Annotated in this window: 18 protein-coding genes; 10 read left to right on the forward strand and 8 right to left on the reverse strand. The window is 38.5% G+C overall.

Annotation, left to right across the window (positions count from 1 at the left end; genetic code table 11):
- Positions 1-86 precede the first annotated feature (86 nt).
- Positions 87-1,829 (forward strand): ABC transporter ATP-binding protein, encoded by a 1,743-nt coding sequence (locus BQ5341_RS05605; protein ID WP_071131056.1) that lies wholly within the window; start codon positions 87-89, stop codon positions 1,827-1,829.
- Positions 1,822-3,570, forward strand: a complete 1,749-nt coding sequence (locus BQ5341_RS05610; protein WP_071131057.1) for an ABC transporter ATP-binding protein — start codon at positions 1,822-1,824, stop codon at positions 3,568-3,570. Before BQ5341_RS05605 ends, BQ5341_RS05610 begins: the two co-directional genes overlap by 8 nt.
- Positions 3,571-3,909: 339 nt before the next feature.
- On the opposite strand, the gene rpsT is transcribed toward BQ5341_RS05610, so the two are convergent.
- Positions 3,910-4,164, reverse strand: a complete 255-nt coding sequence (rpsT, locus tag BQ5341_RS05615; RefSeq protein WP_071131058.1) for a 30S ribosomal protein S20 — start codon at positions 4,162-4,164, stop codon at positions 3,910-3,912.
- Positions 4,165-4,467: 303 nt separating this feature from the next.
- Here rpsT and BQ5341_RS05620 point away from each other — a divergent pair, with 303 nt between their 5' ends.
- The gene (locus BQ5341_RS05620; protein ID WP_106396200.1) at positions 4,468-5,445 is read left to right on the forward strand and encodes an inorganic phosphate transporter; all 978 of its coding nucleotides are present in this window, start codon (positions 4,468-4,470) and stop codon (positions 5,443-5,445) included.
- A gap of 12 nt (positions 5,446-5,457) precedes the next feature.
- Positions 5,458-6,081: a DUF47 domain-containing protein gene (locus BQ5341_RS05625; RefSeq protein WP_071131060.1), complete on the forward strand. Its 624-nt coding sequence runs from the start codon at positions 5,458-5,460 to the stop codon at positions 6,079-6,081.
- Positions 6,082-6,124: 43 nt separating this feature from the next.
- Here BQ5341_RS05625 and BQ5341_RS05630 read toward each other — a convergent pair whose 3' ends face one another.
- A complete protein-coding gene (locus tag BQ5341_RS05630) occupies positions 6,125-6,958 on the reverse strand; it encodes an undecaprenyl-diphosphate phosphatase (protein ID WP_071131061.1) in 834 nt (277 codons plus the stop codon).
- Between the two features lie 174 nt (positions 6,959-7,132).
- Between BQ5341_RS05630 and BQ5341_RS05635 the strand changes: the two genes are divergently transcribed.
- Complete coding sequence (locus BQ5341_RS05635; RefSeq protein ID WP_071131062.1) at positions 7,133-8,530, forward strand: Nramp family divalent metal transporter; 1,398 nt, start codon at positions 7,133-7,135, stop codon at positions 8,528-8,530.
- A gap of 300 nt (positions 8,531-8,830) precedes the next feature.
- Here the strand turns inward: BQ5341_RS05635 and BQ5341_RS05640 are convergent, their stop codons facing one another.
- Entirely contained in the window at positions 8,831-9,535 is a 705-nt protein-coding gene (locus BQ5341_RS05640) for a histidine phosphatase family protein (protein WP_106396201.1), read from the reverse strand.
- Positions 9,536-9,686: 151 nt separating this feature from the next.
- Between BQ5341_RS05640 and BQ5341_RS05645 the strand changes: the two genes are divergently transcribed.
- The gene (locus tag BQ5341_RS05645; RefSeq protein WP_071131064.1) at positions 9,687-10,613 is read left to right on the forward strand and encodes a YitT family protein; all 927 of its coding nucleotides are present in this window, start codon (positions 9,687-9,689) and stop codon (positions 10,611-10,613) included.
- Between the two features lie 94 nt (positions 10,614-10,707).
- The gene (locus BQ5341_RS05650; protein WP_071131065.1) at positions 10,708-11,046 is read left to right on the forward strand and encodes a metal-sulfur cluster assembly factor; all 339 of its coding nucleotides are present in this window, start codon (positions 10,708-10,710) and stop codon (positions 11,044-11,046) included.
- Between the two features lie 45 nt (positions 11,047-11,091).
- On the opposite strand, the gene BQ5341_RS05655 is transcribed toward BQ5341_RS05650, so the two are convergent.
- Entirely contained in the window at positions 11,092-11,979 is an 888-nt protein-coding gene (locus BQ5341_RS05655) for a LysR family transcriptional regulator (protein WP_071131066.1), read from the reverse strand.
- Positions 11,980-12,076: 97 nt separating this feature from the next.
- On the opposite strand from BQ5341_RS05655, the gene BQ5341_RS10310 reads away from it, so the two are divergent.
- Both BQ5341_RS10310 and BQ5341_RS05660 read left to right on the forward strand, forming a co-directional pair.
- On the forward strand, positions 12,077-12,646 hold the full coding sequence (locus BQ5341_RS10310) for a chromate transporter (protein ID WP_083378678.1): 570 nt from the start codon (positions 12,077-12,079) through the stop codon (positions 12,644-12,646).
- A gap of 34 nt (positions 12,647-12,680) precedes the next feature.
- Entirely contained in the window at positions 12,681-13,169 is a 489-nt protein-coding gene (locus tag BQ5341_RS05660) for a chromate transporter (RefSeq protein WP_235836374.1), read from the forward strand.
- A gap of 48 nt (positions 13,170-13,217) precedes the next feature.
- Here the strand turns inward: BQ5341_RS05660 and BQ5341_RS05665 are convergent, their stop codons facing one another.
- The 4 genes from BQ5341_RS05665 to proC all read right to left on the reverse strand — a co-directional run bounded on the left by BQ5341_RS05665 (position 13,218) and on the right by proC (position 16,003).
- Positions 13,218-13,595: a P-II family nitrogen regulator gene (locus tag BQ5341_RS05665; RefSeq protein ID WP_071131068.1), complete on the reverse strand. Its 378-nt coding sequence runs from the start codon at positions 13,593-13,595 to the stop codon at positions 13,218-13,220.
- Positions 13,592-14,362, reverse strand: coding sequence for a DUF1538 domain-containing protein (locus BQ5341_RS05670; RefSeq protein WP_071131069.1), 771 nt, complete (start codon positions 14,360-14,362; stop codon positions 13,592-13,594). The genes BQ5341_RS05665 and BQ5341_RS05670 overlap by 4 nt, the downstream gene beginning before the upstream one ends.
- Positions 14,359-15,042, reverse strand: coding sequence for a DUF1538 domain-containing protein (locus BQ5341_RS05675; protein WP_071131070.1), 684 nt, complete (start codon positions 15,040-15,042; stop codon positions 14,359-14,361). Before BQ5341_RS05675 ends, BQ5341_RS05670 begins: the two co-directional genes overlap by 4 nt.
- Positions 15,043-15,190: 148 nt before the next feature.
- Positions 15,191-16,003, reverse strand: coding sequence for a pyrroline-5-carboxylate reductase (proC, locus tag BQ5341_RS05680; protein WP_071131071.1), 813 nt, complete (start codon positions 16,001-16,003; stop codon positions 15,191-15,193).
- Positions 16,004-16,105: 102 nt separating this feature from the next.
- On the opposite strand from proC, the gene BQ5341_RS05685 reads away from it, so the two are divergent.
- Positions 16,106-18,592 (forward strand): phosphatidylglycerol lysyltransferase domain-containing protein, encoded by a 2,487-nt coding sequence (locus BQ5341_RS05685; protein WP_071131072.1) that lies wholly within the window; start codon positions 16,106-16,108, stop codon positions 18,590-18,592.
- Positions 18,593-18,597 lie beyond the last annotated feature (5 nt).

The following is an 18,597-nucleotide window of genomic DNA, read 5'->3' on the forward strand; positions in this document are numbered from 1 at the left end:
TAGGTATTTTGCTAAAAAACTCTGCTTATTATTGAGCAGAGTTTTTTTGTTTGTTCTGTTTTAAAGAGATGTTAGAAAGGACAACTATGACACTTTTTCAACAGTTGAGAAAATATGTGCTAGAGCACAAACTCAACTACACGATTGTATTTATTTTTATGATTATTTCAAGCGCGATGTCGGTAGCGCCAACTTATATTCTCCGACTTTTTATTGATGCCATTGTCAGCAAGGATTTTTCGGTGGCGGTTTTAACGCAATATAGCAGTTATTTTCTATTAGTAATTGTCCTGGCTTATTTGGCCGATTTTATTTGGAGCTATTATTTATTTATCGGGTCCTATGATTTACAGAAAAGTTTTCGCGAAAAATTAATGGCCCACTTTTTAAAAATGGGCGCCCCTTTTTACCACCGTTTTCGCACCGGCGATCTTTTAACTCGTGCCAGTGAAGACGTGCAAGTGATGGGGATGACAGTGGGCTACGGCTTGATGACCTTGCTAAATTCCAGCGTATTTTTAGCTTTTGTAGTAGGAATGATGGCCATCACAGTTTCGTGGCAGCTGACGATTATCGCCTTATTGCCAATGCCGATTTTAGCGTATTATATTTTCAAATGGGGTTCACAAGTGGACAAAAAATTCACCGAAGCCCAAGATGCCGTTTCGCAAATGAATGCCGAAGTTTTAGAAATTGTCGACGGCTTGCGAGTGGTGCGGGCGTTTGGCTTAGAAGGGTCGACTACTAAAAAATTCCAAGAAAAAACAACAGCCACGAAAGACAAAAATAATGAAGTCTCAGAAATTGATTCGCGTTTTAATCCATTAATCACGATTGTGCTAGCAATCAGTTTTGTTTTGAGTTTTTTAGGTGGCGCTTATTTAATTAGCCAGCAAAAAATTACTGTCGGAGCAATGGTTAGTTTTCAAGTATATTTGACGATGATTGTTTGGCCGATGATTTCAGCTGGAGATTTGGTCAACGTAATGCAACAAGGTGTGGCCTCGTTTCGCCGGATTTATGAAGTGCTGAGTACCGGCGATTTACTAGAAAAAGAGGGAACACAGACTTTAGCCGAAGTTGAGACGATTACTTTTGAAGATTTTGATTTTAAATATCCTGAAGATACACGCTTAACTTTACAACAAGTAGATTTAACGATAAAAAAAGGCCAGATTATTGGCTTTGTAGGAAAAACCGGCAGCGGCAAAACTACTTTGCTGCGTCAATTTACCCATCGCTATCCTTATTCTTCCTCTGTGCCATTGATCAATGGCGAAAAATTAACCGACTATAAAACTTTTGATCTGCGGAAACAATTGGCGCAAGTGCCACAAGAACATATTTTATTTTCCCGTTCGATTCGCGAAAATTTATTATTCGGCGACGAAAACGCCAGTGATGAAAAATTGCTAAAAAGTTTGCAATTGGCAAGTTTTGATCAAGAAGTTTTAGCCATGCCCCAAGGATTGGATACGTTAGTAGGAGAAAAAGGCGTTTCTTTATCTGGCGGTCAAAAACAGCGACTTTCTTTAGCGCGGGCTTTTTTAAGAAATAGTCCCATTTTACTTTTGGATGACGCGTTATCGGCTGTCGATGCTAAAACCGAAGCTAAAATTATCGAAAACCTGAAAGAATTACCAGGAGATTTAACTTTACTCATTGTCACCCATCGCCTGTCAGCCATTACAAAAGCTGATCAGATTTTCGTTTTAGAAGATGGGGCGATTGTTCAACGCGGGACTCATGAAAGTCTGATTCAAACATCCGGTTGGTATCAAGATCAATATTTGCACCAACAATTAAAGGAGGACACGTTAGATGTTTAAAACCGTGCTCCGTTTACTGACGTATTTAAAAAATCACAAAAAAGTTTTTGCCATTTCTGTGATACTAGTAATTATTGCTAGTGGACTAGAACTTTTGTCCCCGCTAATTGCAAAGTCTTCCATTGACTCGGTGATGACGCCCGCGTTTACTACTGGCGTTGTTGCTTGGGATACTTTATTTTTACTGCTGGCCGCTTACTTAGGCATTAATTTAACGAGCGCCTTATTGCGTTATATTAGTGTTTTACATTTACGAAAAATGTCCAACCAATTAATTAAAACCATGCGCGATGAGTTGTTTGCCCATTTGCATCGTTTGCCGATTTCTTACTTTGACCAAATGCCAGCCGGTCAAATTGTTTCGCGGATAACTAACGATACCGAAGCTTTGCGCTCAAATTTTTATGTGAGTGTTTTAAGTAATTTGCTAGTCAACTTTATTCAAATTATTGGCGTTTATATTGCGATTTTTCTTTTAAATTATCGTTTGGCGCTAGGTTTACTAATTATCGGACCGATTCTTTATTTGTGGCAACATTTTTATACGAAATTTGCTAGCCGTTATAATATTGTTATTCGGGAAACCATCGCCGAAATTTCAGGGCAACTGAACGAATTTATTAATGGCATGCCGATTATCCAAGCTTTTCAAAAAGAAGATAAACTATTAGGCGAGTTTAAAAAAAAGGTCGGCAAATGGTTTCAATTTGGCCGCAAATATTTATTATTAGATGCACTGGTTGCCTGGGGCTTTGGAACTTTCTTGCGGAACTTGACGATTTTAGGAGTAATTTATACTTTGTCGCGGCTTTTTCTAGGGGATAATTTGGCTCTTTCAGTCGGTCTTTTGTACGCGTTTATTGATTATATCAACCGTCTGTTCGATCCGATTGAAGGCTTAATTCAAATTATCGCTAATATTCAACAATCATTGGCGGCTGGCACACGGATTTTTGAATTTGCTGATCAAAAAGAAGAAGAGCAGCAAGAAAAATTATTGCCAGTGAGCCTTGGCGCTGTGGAATTTTCTCATGTTGATTTTGGTTATGTCGAAGATCAAAAAGTGCTTCACGATGTTACGTTCACCGCAGCAGCCGGCCAAACACTGGCTCTCGTTGGGCAAACAGGTTCTGGTAAATCAAGTATTTTAAATTTATTGTTTCGCTTTTATGATCCCCAAGGTGGGAAAATTTTAGTGGATGGTCAAAATATTCGAGAATTTAATCGCTATTCCGTGAGAAAAGAAATGGCGATTGTCTTGCAAGATCCGTATTTATTTACCGGCACCATTGCAACGAATATCGGCATGGATGATCCTACCATTTCTAAAGAAATGATGATCGACGCACTGACGCAAGTCGGCGCTAGCTATTTATTGGAGCGCTACGAGGACGGATTAGATCATCCAGTAGTGGAAAAAGGAAATGAATTTTCCTCTGGTGAACGACAATTGATTAGTTTTGCCCGGGCGTTAGTTTTTGATCCGAAAATTTTAATTTTAGACGAAGCAACGAGTCACGTGGATACGGAAACAGAAGTCGTGATTCAAAAAGCGATGGCTATTTTGAAAAAAGGCCGGACGACATTTATCATCGCTCACCGGTTATCAACGATTAAAGATGCCCAAAAAATTCTCGTCTTAAACCAAGGGAAAATAATCGAACAAGGCACCCACACAAGCTTAATTTCCCAACAAGGAAGCTATTACCAAATGTACCAAATGCAATCCCAACAATTATAAGGGTGAAATAGTGGCGATTAGAGACGTAGAAAATTAGGAAAATCTCCGATGCATTACAGATGCGCCGGAGATTTTATCTATTTTCCAAGTCGCTGCCACAATTTTACCGTGAAATAAGGCTGAAAAAGTGGCGTTAAATGCTGCAGAAAAATAGGGAAATGGAGTATGCATGTGTAACATGCAGGAGGCATTTCATCTTTTTTCCAAAGCATTGCCACAATTTCACCGTGAAATAAAGCTGAAAAAGTGGCGTTAAATGCTGCAGAAAAATTAAAAATTTTCGCCAAACAAAAAAGCGGCTGTCTGAAATAAATCAGACAGTCGCTTTTTTATTTAAAATTATCTAGCAAGAACGCGAGCAAGACGAGCTTTATCACGGCTAGCTTTGTTTTTGTGGATTAAGCCTTTTGTTTCAGCTTGATCGACAGCTTTAACAGCTTCTTTATATAAGCTTTGCACATTTTCAGCTTTTGCTTCAGCAGCTACTTCAAATTTTTTAATGGCAGTGCGCATTGCACTTGTTTGTTGTACATTTCTAGCGTTTGCTTTTTCATTCGTACGAACACGTTTAATAGCAGATTCGATTTGTGGCATATTTTCACCTCCAGAACGTTTGAGTTACGCAAAGAGCGTCATTCAACAGACTCAATTATACAAAACAAACTGCTTCATTGCAATAAAAAAAATTAAATTTACTTCCCGAACCAGCAAAAAAAATGAAAAAATTTTTCCTTTCAAAAAAAAATCCTTGAATTTTCATCAATTTTTTTCAGAAAATCCTTTTACTCACCGGAAAAATACGTTATGATTAGTTTGTTTGAATTTACGAATGGATTTTAAATTGAATAAGTAGGTGTTCTTGTGACCATATCTTTGTTTGTAACCGTTGCCTTGGTAATGGGTGTCATTTTTGTTAATGGCTGGACCGACGCGCCAAACGCCATTGCTACGGCAGTTTCTACAAAAGTTTTGCGCCCTAACGTCGCTATTTTTATGGCGGTAATTATGAATTTTTTAGGTGCACTTGTGATGACTTTTTTCAACGCGCAGGTGGCCGAAACAATTAGTAATATTGTGACCTTTGAAGGAAGTGGCAATGCTAGCCAAGTAGCACTGGCTTCATCGCTATTTGCGATTGTTGTTTGGTCAGTGGCGGCATGGTATTTTGGGATTCCCACTAGTGAATCTCACGCCTTGATTGCCGGACTTACCGGATCAGCCATGGCTCTGGGTGGAATCGGTGCTGTCAATGGCGCTGAATGGGGGAAAGTAATTATCGGCCTTGTCGTCTCAACTGTTTTAGGTTTTGGCGGTGGTTGGGTGATTACTAAATTAATTATTTGGATTTTCCGGGGCGTCAATCGATTATTTGCTAATAAAATTTTTACAGGTGGCCAAGCATTTGGGGCTGCCGCCATGGCATTTTTGCATGGTGCTCAAGATGGTCAAAAATTCATGGGTGTTTTCATGTTGACCTTATTTTATAACGGCTTAGTGGAAAAATCCGGTAATGGTTTTGCTATTCCGATTTGGGTAATGGTGTTGTGTTCGGTAACGATGGGGATTGGTACTAGCGTTGGTGGGATGCGGATTATTAAATCGGTGGGGATGGATATGGTTAAATTAGAAAAATATCAAGGATTTTCTGCTGATATTTCCGCTGCGATTTGTTTGCTATTGGCTTCAATTTTTGGGATTCCTGTTTCAACAACTCATACAAAAACGACCGCCATTATGGGCGTGGGCGCGGCAAAACGCGTGTCTTCTGTCGATTGGCGGATCGTTAAAGAAATGGTAATGGCCTGGGTGTTAACTTTCCCTGGCTGTGGATTAATTGCTTTTGTGATGGCGAAAATATTTATGGCGATTTTCTAGGAGGAAAATAAAATGGCACGTAAAAAAGGATTCGATTATTTTCAAGCGATGGAACATTTAGCAAATAATGCTAAAGAAGCGAGCGTCGTTTTGAAAAATATTATTTCTGATTATGAATTAGATAATTTGCATGAACAAAGCGAAAAAATTCATACCATTGAACGAGACGGCGATGAAGTTGTAAAAGAAGTTATGAAAGAATTATATGTTTCTTTTATTACGCCGCTTGATCGGGAAGACATTGTTCAAATCGTTGATCGTCTCGATGATATTCTGGATGGCATTAACGGTGTGACCTATCAGTTCTATCATTTGAATGTCACTAGTATGCGAGCTGATACGGATAAATTTATGGAATTAATTACCCATGCGGTAGACTGGGTTCAAAAAGCAGTCAAAGAATTTGCCCGCTTCAAAAATTCTAAAGAACTGATGCCTTTAATCGATGAAGTCAATCGGGTGGAGTCTGAAGGGGATCGTTTTTACTCAGAAAAATTGGCGGATCTATTCCGCAATGAACCTAATGCTATTGAAGTTTTAAAATGGAAAAATGTTTATGATACATTTGAAAATATCTTAGATCGCTGTGAAGATGCCGCCGATATTATTGCCGGCTTAGTAATCAAAAATACGTAAAAAAAAATTGTCCTCCCAAAATGATTTCGGGAGGACAATTTTTTTATTTACCTAAAAACCAATAGCCAAGTAAAATCGCCCCTAAAATAATGCGATACCAGCCAAATGCTTTGAAGTCGTTTTTCTTTAAATAATTCATTAAGAATTTAATGGCAATGACTGAAACTAAAAAGGCCACGATACAACCAACCACCAGCACAATAATTTCACCAGCGTCAAAAGAGTTTCCTTTGCCGATAAATTTAATGACTTTCAGGCCGCTTGCGCCAATCATCATAGGAATTCCTAAGAAAAATGAAAATTCAGTAGCTACAAAACGCGAGCTACCAATTAAAATCGCCCCAAGAATTGTAGCTCCAGAACGCGAAGTTCCTGGAATCAGCGCCAAGACTTGAAACAAACCAATGTATAAAGCAGCTTGGTAAGTTAATTGATTTAGTGTTTCGTAACGAGGCTTCGCATTTTTATTGCGATTTTCAATGACGATAAAGGCAATCCCGTAAACGACCAACATAATGGCGACGGTTAAAAAGTTATACAAATGTTCTTCAAGATAATCGTCAAACAAAAAGCCCATAATGACACCTGGGATACAGGCGACGACCACTTTAAACCACAAAATCCACGTATCTTTTTTTTGTTTTTGTGATTTCGAGGGGGCGAAGGGGTTTAGCTTATGGAAGTATAGTACGACCACCGCCAGAATTGCGCCCAGTTGGATCACCACGTTAAACATATTCAAAAAATCGGCGCTGACATCTAATTTGATAAATTCATTTACCAAAATTAAATGACCCGTACTAGAAATAGGAAGCCATTCGGTAATTCCTTCGACAATGCCGAGAATGACCGCTTTAACAATATTAAAAAAAAGCATTTCCTCATCCTTTCAAAAAAATAATAATTTCAATTAAGTATAGCGTGATGACAGGCGTTTGCCAAGGTGTTATGAAAAAATTAAACAAGGTGACAAAAAATAAAATTTTAGGCATGCCAAACTTTTTTGTTTACGAATCAAAAAAAAAGCGTATAATAAGTTTTGTCAAAGGAGATGTTAAGTGTGGAAGAAAAAACATCAAAGAAGGTTAAGAGAGAAAATCGCAGCCAAAAAGAAAAAGTCCGTCAAGCAAAAGGAAAGTCTTTAGAAGAAATCAACAACACCGTTGAAGTGCCACACAATGCCAGTTTTTTTAAAACTTTGCTGGCTTATTCAGGACCAGGGGCACTGGTGGCAGTGGGCTATATGGATCCAGGAAATTGGATCACATCCATTGCCGGTGGAGCACAATATGCTTACACGTTACTAAGTGTGGTGCTGATTTCCAATTTGATTGCCATGTTACTACAAGCTATGGCCGCTCGTTTAGGCATTGCCACCGGACTGGATTTGGCCCAGGCCACCCGCGTTCACACGAGTAAAAAAGTAGGCTTTGTTTTATGGATTATAACCGAGCTTGCGATTATGGCTACCGATATTGCCGAAGTCATCGGCGGGGCGATTGCGCTAAATCTTTTGTTCAATTTGCCATTGATTGCGGGTGTTTTGATTACGACCTTTGATGTTTTTTTGTTATTATTTTTAACCAAATTAGGCTTTCGCAAAATAGAAGCCATTGTTTCAGGATTAATTTTTGTCATCCTCGCCGTGTTTGTTTATGAAGTTGTTTTAGCTCAGCCTAATGTGGGAGATATTTTTGCCGGCTTTATTCCTAATCCAGAAATTGCTGAAAATCGCGGAATGCTTTTTATTGCGTTAGGAATTGTGGGCGCCACGGTTATGCCACATAATTTATATTTGCATTCCAGTATTGCTCAAGCCCGCAAATACGATCGAACAGATGAAAAAGCGGTCAAAGAAGCGATTCGTTTTACGACGTGGGATTCCAATATTCAATTAGGTTTGGCGTTTATCGTCAATGCCTTGCTACTGATTTTAGGGGCGGCTTTATTTTATGGAACGAAATCTGATTTAGGGCGCTTTGAAGATTTATTTAACGCCTTGCAAAATCCCGATATCGTTGGACCTATTGCCAGTCCGCTATTAAGTATTTTGTTTGCCGTCGCTTTGTTAGCTTCGGGGCAAAATTCCACGATTACCGGCACACTTTCCGGACAGATTGTGATGGAAGGATTTATTCATTTAAAAATGCCGGTCTGGGCTAGACGATTAGTCACTCGTTTAATTGCCGTTATTCCAGTTATTGTCGTCGTCGTTTTGTACGGCGGCAGCGAAACGGCAGTGGAAGATTTGTTGCTGTACACGCAAGTATTTCTAAGCATTGCATTACCGATTTCCGTTTTTCCTTTGATAAAATATACGAGCGACAAAAAACTGATGGGGCCATTTGTCAATAAGCCTTGGGTCAAATATTTAGCCACGACCATCGCCGTTGCCCTGACGATTTTAAATGTCTGGCTCGTCATTCAAACATTTTCAAATATTGCCTAAATAAAAAGCTGCGACAAAAAAATCTTGTCGCAGCTTTTTTTACTCGCTTTTTTACAACCTTATTGAGCGGTATAAAAAAAGCTGTGATTAGGAGAATAGATAAAATTTTTAAAAATCCAAACCCAGGATTTTCGAAAAATTTTCCTAATTCTCTACATCACAGACCGCTTTTTTTATAACCTTATTTGACGGTATAAAAAAAAGCAATTCCTAGGTAAATAGATGAAATGCTTTCTACCAGCATGCTGGCATGTACCATTTCTCTAATTTACTACGGAATTACTCGCTTTTTTTATAACCTTATTTTAACAAATCGTTAGATTCTTTTTGTCCTTCTTCAATATAGGAAATATCGTTAATGGACAAAATTTCAAATTTACCATGATCGTACGAAACTTTACAAATAGATCCATTGGCTAATTTGTGTTGGAGCGGTTGTTTTGGATCGATAATATGCAAAAAATTAGAAATGGTCATGCCGTGAGAAACGACTAGCGCATTGCCGCCGCCTTGTTTTTCAACTTTTTGGGCGATGTCTTCAAAGCCGGTGCTAATTCTTTTTTTAATATCAGCATATGGTTGAGCCCAGCCAGCGGTGTCCGCTTCTAAAATGGCATTGGCTAAATCTTCATAAGAAATTTTAGTAATCATCTCGTCATAAGAAGGATACATCAAAATTCTTGGCACAACGCCCCAAAGTTCGCCATTATATCCGCCCTCTAAAGAACCAAAACACCATTCACGAATCCGTTGATCCACAAAATAATCAATATTGCGGCCTTGAGGATTTTCTCCTAAGATAAGTCGCATCGTTTGAATTGCCCGACCGGAATCAGAAGAATAAGCTAATTTAAATGGAGTATCTTTTAAACCAAGTCCAAGGTAATGAATGGTTTGCTCGCCTAGTTTCGTTAACGGTGTATCTGACCAACCTTGTGTCCGGCCAATTGCGTTAAACATTGTTTTACCGTGGCGCACTAAATATAAAATTGTTTTTTCACTCAAAATCATCACTGCCTTTCATAGGTTCAGTGTACCAAAAAAAGCAGTGAAAAGAAAATTTTCAAAAATGAATTGAAAACGAGAGAATTTGGTAGAATATTTCTTTTTTTTTTGTTATTCTTAAGTGAAAATTTCGTAAAGGTGGATTGTGGATATGCAAGCGTTAAAAAAAGAATTACATAGTAAAGATGCGTTGACCAAAGCAATCGTTATTTTATTTACCGGGCTGACCGGTGCGATTGGTTTAAATATGTTTTTAGTGCCGGCCCAGATTTTTTCTTCAGGAGCCAATGGGATCGCCCAGATTTTGTCCACTTCATTAGCGCCGACAATCCATCTGGACACGGGGTTGTTAATTTTGCTATTAAATATTCCTATTGCGATTCTCGGTTTTTATAAATTAGGAGCCGCATCCACGTTGCTTAGTTTTATTAATGTTATTGGCATTTCCATTTTTACAATGATTATGCCAGTCGTAGTTGTGACTGAAAATCCTTTGATGAACGCCATCGTTGGTGGTTTTCTAGTAGGACTTGGTGCTGGTTATTCGCTTAAATATGGTTTTACCACTGGCGGAATGGATATTGTTTCTTTAGTCTTGTCTAAAACAACTGGAAAAACGGTTGGGAATTTAATGATGGCTTTAAATGGGGCGATTGTTTTAATTGCTGGTTTCTTGTTCAGTTGGGAATCTGCTTTATACACTTTGATTTCTATTTTTGTTATGGGCTTAGCGGTGGATAATATTCATACGAGTCATCAAAAATTAACCGCCATGATTGTCACCAATCACCCTGACGAAATTTCCTCAGCGATTGCTAAACAAATGTTGCGAGGAATGACGCTCTTACCAAGTTACGGTGGCTATCGTCGGACGGAAAGTCGCATGATTATGATGGTCATTACTAAATACGAATTATACGATTTAGAAACGATTGTCGCTGAAATTGATCCCGACGCTTTTATGAACGTCTTACCAACGCAAACCGTAATTGGTCGTTTCGCTAATGAAGATGAACAGAAAAAATACAAGAGCACCGGTAATTTTCCTGAACTCAAACCACAAAAATATAAAAAATAAGCAAACAGCGAAATTTACTTTTACAAAAAAATCCGCTATGATAGACATGCAAAAGGTATCAATAGATTTTTGAATAGACAAAGGAGTGAATGCTTTGACTGAAACATTTGATTGGTCAGAAAGTGAAGTTGAAGAAATAAAAGAACGGATTTTACAAGCATTAGAAACAGTCATTGATCCAGAATTAGGCATTGATATTGTCAATCTTGGATTAATTTATGAAGTAGATTTTAACAACCAAGGAAACTGCGTGGTGAAGATGACGTTAACTACAATGGGTTGTCCTTTAGGCGACGTCTTAACCGATCAAATCCACGGTGCGCTAGCCGAAGTACCTGAAGTGAAAAATGTTGAAGTAAAACTTGTCTGGTATCCAGCTTGGACGACTGAAAAAATGAGTCGTTACGCTCGGATTTCTTTAGGAATTCGCTAAAATAAATATTAAAACCCGTCGCAAAAAAATTTGCGGCGGTTTTTTTTATGAATAAGGGAGCTCGGCTTCTTTAAAACAAGCGATCATCTCTTTTTGGATATTATTTAGACGTTTTCCTTTTAAAGTGACGGAATAATTTAACGTCTCCATCTTGTGACCAAAAATTTCCAGACTCACCAGCGAGCCATCTTCTAAATAGGGCAGGGCAAGAGGCTCAGGCAAAATGGTGACACCCAAATTTGCTTTGGCGGCCTGAATAAGTACTTCGGTATTGACACTTTCTAAGATGGGAGAAACTTCAATGCCGAGGCGATGGGTCACTTCATCAAAACTGTCTCGTAATGAACTTCCTTTTTCTCTTAATAAAAGTGGCAACGTAAGCAAATTCTCGCGCTTTATTTTATGATTTTTGGCCAATGGACTCTCTTTAGCACAAACTAAAAGAAGTGTATATTTTGAGATGATTTCTTTAGTAAATATTTGGTTAGATTCAAAGCCTTCTGTAAAGGCAATATCGATTTCTCCATCTAAAAGTTTTTGCTGAATTTGCTGGACATTTTCAGAATAAATTTTTAAAGGAGTGTCTGGATACTTGGACTTAAACTTTTCAAGTGCAAAAGGTAAAGAATTCCTGGCGATCGTTAAACTGGTTCCAATCCGCAGAGGAAGTTCTTTTTCGATTTGATGATTAAAGCCGGCCAGTGTTTTAAAATCTGCCACTAATTGATTCGCCTTGACGCGAAACATCTTGCCTGATTCATTTAAAATCAGCCGATTATCTTTGCGGTCGAAAAGGGAGACGCCAATACTTTCTTCTAATTCTTTAATTGCTTTTGAAATTGCGGGTTGAGAAATATATAAATTTTGAGCAGCTTTTGTAATAGATGAGCTGTCGCAGACGGATAAAAAGATTTCTAGTTGTCGGATATTCATAATCCACCTCATAACTGTTTAGTTATATCTAGTTTACCAGATATGTATTTTAACTCAATGAGTTAGCTTGTTATACTTTGGTTAACGGAGGGATGAAATGAATAAGAATCTTTTATTATTTAAAGTTTATTTAATGGCGGGAACATTTACATTTTCAGGTGGCATGGCGATGCTACCAGTGATTGAAAGAGAGTTATGTGTAAAACACAACTTAATTGATCGAAAGAGCCTCTATGAGTACTCCACTTTGGCGCAAACTTTTCCTGGGGTGATTGCTTTAACAAATGCTTGTTTCGTTGGAAAAAAAATTAATGGCTACTCAGGAATGTTGGCTGCAGGCATCGGGGCGATTTTTCCAGCTTATGTGCTGATGTCTTTGGCGACGATACTCTATCAACTGGTTCCCCAAGAAGGAATCGCTTTGAGCATTTTAGCTGCCGTTCGTGCCACATCAGCGGCTTTTTTATTTTCGGTGGCCATTAGTTTGGCAAAATATAATTTGACTAACAAAATAAGTAAAGGAATTGCTATTTTTTGTTTTATCTTTTCTGTATTTCATATCCTCAGCGCGCCTTGGCTAATTGGAATCGCTGCTCTTTTAGGATATGTCACAAGTAAAAGGGGAGGTAAAGTTAGTGACAATAAAAATTCTAGTCACCTTTCTTAAAATTGGATTTTTAGGTTTTGGGGGAGGATATGCCATGTTGTCCTTAATTTTTGAAGAAGTTTCAAAATTCGGGATGACCGTCAGTGAATTTGCGGATTTAAATGCAATAGACGCCATTATTCCAGGTCCCATCGCTATTAACTCAGCAACTTATGTAGGTCAATATTATGGCGGGTTTTTAATGGCGTTAGTAGCAACACTTGCTGTCAGCGTGGCTTCGTTTGTTTTTGTGCCACTTTTTATGAGATTTGAAAAAAGAATTTTAAATAATAAAGTGCTAAAAAATATGTTGTCCGGAATTAAATCAGCCTCTATTGGTTTGATTTTTGCAGTAGCATTGTCTATTTTTAAAACGGTAGTTAGTAAAAATCAGCAAGCCATTCCGATTCAGTTTTCTAACATTGACTGGATTTCTTTATCAATTGCGGGTTTGGCTTTCATTATTCAGATGCGTTTTAATATAAATCCAGTCTTCATCATTTTACTAGCGGGATTGATTGGTGGTCTGGTGTATTTGATTTGAACAAATAAAAAAACGATGCAACATTTCGCATCGTTTTTTTTGTTATTTTTAGTCTTCTAATTCTAAAAGATCATCAATTTCCACCACTTTACTATCTTGGCTCATTTGAGTGATGCCGATAATTTTACTAATATCAACGACAAAACAAATGCCGTGACCAGGCTTATCAATCGCAATGCCTTCACCAACCGCTTTTAAAATATGATTGGTCAGAGCGTGAGGCACGAGGGTGATAACAATTTCTTTTTCCGGTTCAATTTCAATGCCGAAAAATTTGCCAGTATCGTGGACACCAGAACCGCGGCCATGCAAAATTGTGGAACCTTTTGCGCCAGCTTTTTTTGCAAAATCAACCACGTCACTCCCATTTCCCGAATCAACAATCGTGATAATCATTTCATAATCTAAGCCAACTAATTTTTTCATACGGTCTCCTTTTGAGCGGTCTCAAGTAAATTTTTTTCCCGCGCTAAATCTTTTCGTTTATAAATATAGCCTAAAAGCATGGTGGTAAGAATTGGAGCTAGAGCGATTAAGGCCACCACGCCAAAACCATCAATCAAAGGATCGCGCCCGGAAATTTCTGAGGCAATCGCCACACACATAGATAAAATAAAAGTCGAACACATGGGACCTGTTGCCACGCCGCCATTATCAAAAGCCATGGCCAGAAACATTTTGTCGACTTTGCGTCCTAAAAGAAAGACTAGAGTATAACCAGGAATTAAAAACCAATAAATAGAAAATCCAACAAGCAAACGCCACATGGATAACCCCACGGCACTACCAACACCTAAGGCAACGACCATTAGCATGACGCGCGATTTAATTCGCCCAGCCGAAATTTCTTCTACTTGTTTGGTCATAACGTGAATGGCTGGTTCGGCAAATCCTACTAAAAAGCCCATAAAAAAGCCCAGTGGTACTAAAATCCAATTATTTTCCATCGCAGCTAAAGTATGACCTAAATGTTGTCCCACGGGTACATAGGCGATATTTACACCGTGTAAAAATAAAACTAGTCCGATAAAAGTTAAGAAAAATCCTTTCATCAAGTGCCAAAATTTTTGGCGTTTTAATTTAAAGCTTGTAATATTTAGAATTAAAAAAATAACAACGATCGGCGCAATGGATAGAGCAACTTCTCTAACAACCGTTACAAATCCGGCAAAAATATCAGTCCAAAAGGTCATTGGAAAATCGCCCCCAATACCATTACCGCTAAAATCGGACCAAGGGAGGCCACGCCCACCATGCCGAAACTATCATTTTCATTTTTTTTCTGGCGAACCATACTGGTGACACCGACAGCGACTGATAAAATAAAAGGCACAGTCACAGGTCCAGTCGTTACGCCGCCAGCATCAAAGGCAATCGGCATAAACTGAGGACTAGTAAAAAATGAAGCAATTAAAGTCACTGCGTAACCAATTAGCATTAAGCGATAGTAAGACCATTTGAAAATAACTCGCAGCAAAGCAAAACTAAGAAAAACACCGGTGCCGACACTGACCACCCCAATGAGTAAGGTTCTTGGGATGCCACCGTCTGAAATTGTAAATACTTGTTGAGCTAACACTTGAACGGATGGCTCGGCAATGGTAATCACAATTCCGATCACAAAGCCCAGTCCAGCCATTAATGCTAGATTTTTCTTTTTCACCATAAATTTACCAACGAGATCGCCCACCGCCATCATGGAATGCTCGGCACCAAATAAAAATAATGTCATGCCGCCAATCATCATTAGGGCACCAACAACAAATGTCGCCAGTTCAATAGCAGGTAGCGGCGCAAATGCCGCTAGTAAAATTAAAATCAAGATCGTCATGGGAATAATGGCAAAAATAACTTCTTTTAAACTTTTTCTCATAGCGCCTCCTTGAATTTCTTTCCTATATTAAGTATAGCGTAAAACGACTACGTTTTGTCAAAAAATATAAAAAGTTTTTATGGAAAATGAAAAAATAGTTAATTTTCCTATGATGATTTTGTTTTGAATATGATAAAAGCAGAAAAAATTAATTTTTGGGATATTTAGTTGATGGGCCGCTATCTTTTTCAACAGTGGCTTGAAAAGCTTGCTGAATGGCATTGATAAAGCCGTGTTCTTCTAAAGAAAAAACACCAGCGACAGTGGAGCCACCTGGAGAAGAGACTTCATCCACCAGTTGCCAAGGAATTTTTCCGGAATTTTTAGCTAAGACGCCAGAACCGGCGACAACTTCAGCGGCAATAGTAGTGGCGAGATCTTTTGGCAGGCCATATTTTACTGCCGAGCGGGCTAGAGCATCGATAAACATATAAACAAAAGCTGGCGAAGATCCGGCGAGGGCGACAAAAGTTGAGAAATCTTTTTCCGCTAGGGGATAAGTCGAGCCTAAAAGTTGTAAAAGTTCTAAAACTTCTTTTTGATCTTCGGAATCAAGTTCGGCGTTAAAGCAGTAAGCAATCGATCCAAGATTAACGGCGACATTTAGATTAGGCATAATGCGGACAAGTTTCACCGGTCCAATCCAGCCGGCCAATTGCTCTAAGGTCAGACCAGTCATTAAAGAAATAATTGTTTGCTCTTCCGGATTTACAAAAGGGGCGATTTCTGCTAAAACCTCACTAGCTGTTTCTGGATGGACGGCAATAAAAATTAAATCCGCTGCTTTGACCACCTCAATATTATTTTCCAGCGCCACTAAATGATGTTGTTCGGTGAAAATTTTTAGCGTGTCAAAATGTTTGGCCGAACAGAAAATATTTTCATGAGGAAAATTTTTGTTCAGCAGACCGGTAATTATTTGTTTACTCATATTACCGGTACCAATAAAGCCAATATTCATTTTGTTAACCTCCTTGTTTTTTTTAGTGTACCACAAACTAGCGGCCAACACTTTTGACAACGGCTATTCCATGGTACAATACTGTTGAAATGAGGATGAAAAATGGATAAATTAAAAAACATTTGGCAGTGGATCAAACGCCATAGTTTACTACTGAAAATCATCTTTTTTGGATCGGTTTTAATTTTTGTGGCCAATCAATTCGCCGAGATTATGCAAGGGATGAGTTTTGCTGAAATCGAAGAAACGATGGCTAGTTTGCCTATATATAAAATTATTTTAATGTTTGCCACCGGACTTTTTGCCAGTACTCTATTAATTAGTTACGATGCGGTAGTTCAACATTCTTTAGAAAAACAAGGGCAGACGCCGTTTAAAAAAAGGGAATGGCTGCCTTTAGCTTTTATGATTAATTCTTTAAATAATCTCGTGGGTTTTGGGGGGATTATTGGGGCGACTTTGCGGGGGAATTTTTATCAAAAGAATTTGCCTAAAGGAAAAGTATTAGCCACTGTTTCTAAAATGGCTTTTTTCATGCTCACCGGTCTTTCTGTGTTAAGTTTATTTTCTTTTGGGGCGCTATTTATTTTTCCAGTCGATGATTATTTTCGCCAATATTGGTTTTGGCTATTAGGAGGCGGCTTATATGCGCCGGCCTTACTTATTTTTGCGCATCTGAAAAAGAAATCCTTATTTGCTGAATTTTTCCCGCGGGGCGTCCGGGCCTTAGTTGGTGCGTCGGTTCTCCAATGGGCTGGTGCGGCGTTTAGTTTTATGGTGATTGGCTTATTATTAAATCTTCAATTTTCCTTAGCCGAACTTTTGCCGATGTTTTTTGCCACGAGCTTAATCGGCATGCTTACCATGGTGCCAGGGGGCGCGGGGACGTTTGATGTCTTAATGATTTTAGGCCTAGGACAAATGGGTATTAGCCGAGAAGTAGCGCTACTTTGGTTACTTTATTATCGCTTGGCCTATTATATTGTGCCCTTTATACTAGGGGGCGGCTTATTTATTCATCATACGGGGGTAAAAATTAATCATTTCTTCGATGGCTTGCCGCAAATTCTCGGGCAAAAAGCGGCCCATTTTATTTTGACGGCGGCGGTTTATTTTGCCGGGATTATGATGATTTTATTATCGACGGTCACGAATTTATCGAACGTTTCTGCATTTTTTAATTTTTTACTGCCCTTTTCTTTTGATTTTTTAGATCAAACGTTAAATATTTTAGTAGGGATTTTGCTTTTAGGTTTGGCTCGCGGAGTGGCGGCTAAAGTCCGCAAAGCCTATTTGCCAACTTTACTTGTCTTAGGTTTTGGTATTTTAAATACGATTATAAAAACCCGCGATTTGCGGTTGATTATTGTTTATTTTTTAATTTTGGTGGCCGTTTATGTATCTCGTAAAGAGTTTTTCCGAGAAAAATTAGTCTATTCTTTTGGGGCCTTTAGTTTTGATGCTCTTTTGTTAACAGTGCTTTTGATTTTATATTCAATTGCCGGACTGTACGCCCAAAAAGATTTCACTGGCGACTTTTTTTCCGGTTGGTTTATTTTATTTCCTTCTGCTACTGTCTGGTTTAGAGGTTTACTTGGTTTAGGCTTGGCGATTATTGTTCTAGTGACGTTGATGACTTATTTAATGCAAGGAGAAGATCCGTGGGAAAAATCAACGGATATTGCAGACGATTTTATTTTGCGTTATGGCACAACGCTAGACCTTGCGGAAATTCGTCAAGAAAAACGTCGCGGTTATTCGTATGTTGTAAATAACGAAGCGAAAGTTTATTTTAGTTTTGAGCGGCGGGTCAATAAATTATTTGTTTTCGGCAATCCATTTGGTCCAGAAAAATTGTGGAGTCAAGCAGTGATTCGGTTTATGAAACGGGCGGATGATTTAGGTTTTCAACTGGCGTTTTATTGTGTGACACCAGAATTTGTTTCTTGTTTACACGATCTAGGTTTTGATTATGTCAAAATTGGCGAGCTGGGTCATGTGACGGAATTTACTGCCCAGAAAAAAGATACCGCATTTCGGCAAATTCGCTTTGAAAATATTTTGCCAGCTGAAAAACAAGCTTGGCAAGAGCAACTCGCTCAAGAAGTGACGATTCAGCTAACGACGCCTTTTGAATTATTATTTGCCAAAGAAAAAATTGTCGGCCTAATTACTGAAGCTAGTGTCAACGGTGAAAAAGTAATTTTGGAAAGTTGGGCGACAGATGCCAACGCCTATCAAGTTTTATTAGAAAATTATTTAGCCGAACAAAGCGATCATCAGCAACCAGTTAACCTTGGCTTTTTGCCGTTGAAAAATGTCGGCGACTCACGATTTTCCTATTTAACCGAACGATTAGTCCATGTGATTTATCATTACGGCTTAAAAAATGCCCAGTGGTCGCAACAAAGTCAAATGAAAGAACAGTTTGCCACCAAAGCAGAAAATCGCTATGTCGCTTTTCGAAAAAATGCCAATGGTGTCATTACTCTTTATCAATTATTTTCTTTATTGAAAAAAGCCACGCCAGTCCCTTATGTGTCGATGGAAACTCTCTTGCAAGAAGATGCTCCAGAAGATATTTTGTGATAGAA

This window comes from Enterococcus timonensis, assembly GCF_900104595.1.
Taxonomy (GTDB): domain Bacteria; phylum Bacillota; class Bacilli; order Lactobacillales; family Enterococcaceae; genus Enterococcus_J; species Enterococcus_J timonensis.

Excerpts from the sequence above, each read along its gene's own strand:
- BQ5341_RS10310 (WP_083378678.1), top strand. The coding sequence starts at position 12,077 with ATGAATAAGAATCTTTTATTATTTAAAGTTTATTTAATGGCGGGAACA.
- BQ5341_RS05685 (WP_071131072.1), top strand. The coding sequence starts at position 16,106 with ATGGATAAATTAAAAAACATTTGGCAGTGGATCAAACGCCATAGTTTA.
- BQ5341_RS05655 (WP_071131066.1), bottom strand. The coding sequence starts at position 11,979 with ATGAATATCCGACAACTAGAAATCTTTTTATCCGTCTGCGACAGCTCA.
- BQ5341_RS05605 (WP_071131056.1), top strand. The coding sequence starts at position 87 with ATGACACTTTTTCAACAGTTGAGAAAATATGTGCTAGAGCACAAACTC.
- BQ5341_RS05675 (WP_071131070.1), bottom strand. The coding sequence starts at position 15,042 with ATGAGAAAAAGTTTAAAAGAAGTTATTTTTGCCATTATTCCCATGACG.
- BQ5341_RS05610 (WP_071131057.1), top strand. The coding sequence starts at position 1,822 with ATGTTTAAAACCGTGCTCCGTTTACTGACGTATTTAAAAAATCACAAA.
- rpsT (WP_071131058.1), bottom strand. The coding sequence starts at position 4,164 with ATGCCACAAATCGAATCTGCTATTAAACGTGTTCGTACGAATGAAAAA.
- BQ5341_RS05670 (WP_071131069.1), bottom strand. The coding sequence starts at position 14,362 with ATGACCTTTTGGACTGATATTTTTGCCGGATTTGTAACGGTTGTTAGA.
- BQ5341_RS05660 (WP_235836374.1), top strand. The coding sequence starts at position 12,681 with ATGTTGTCCTTAATTTTTGAAGAAGTTTCAAAATTCGGGATGACCGTC.
- proC (WP_071131071.1), bottom strand. The coding sequence starts at position 16,003 with ATGAATATTGGCTTTATTGGTACCGGTAATATGAGTAAACAAATAATT.
- BQ5341_RS05665 (WP_071131068.1), bottom strand. The coding sequence starts at position 13,595 with ATGAAAAAATTAGTTGGCTTAGATTATGAAATGATTATCACGATTGTT.
- BQ5341_RS05630 (WP_071131061.1), bottom strand. The coding sequence starts at position 6,958 with ATGCTTTTTTTTAATATTGTTAAAGCGGTCATTCTCGGCATTGTCGAA.
- BQ5341_RS05620 (WP_106396200.1), top strand. The coding sequence starts at position 4,468 with ATGGGTGTCATTTTTGTTAATGGCTGGACCGACGCGCCAAACGCCATT.
- BQ5341_RS05645 (WP_071131064.1), top strand. The coding sequence starts at position 9,687 with ATGCAAGCGTTAAAAAAAGAATTACATAGTAAAGATGCGTTGACCAAA.
- BQ5341_RS05625 (WP_071131060.1), top strand. The coding sequence starts at position 5,458 with ATGGCACGTAAAAAAGGATTCGATTATTTTCAAGCGATGGAACATTTA.
- BQ5341_RS05635 (WP_071131062.1), top strand. The coding sequence starts at position 7,133 with ATGTTAAGTGTGGAAGAAAAAACATCAAAGAAGGTTAAGAGAGAAAAT.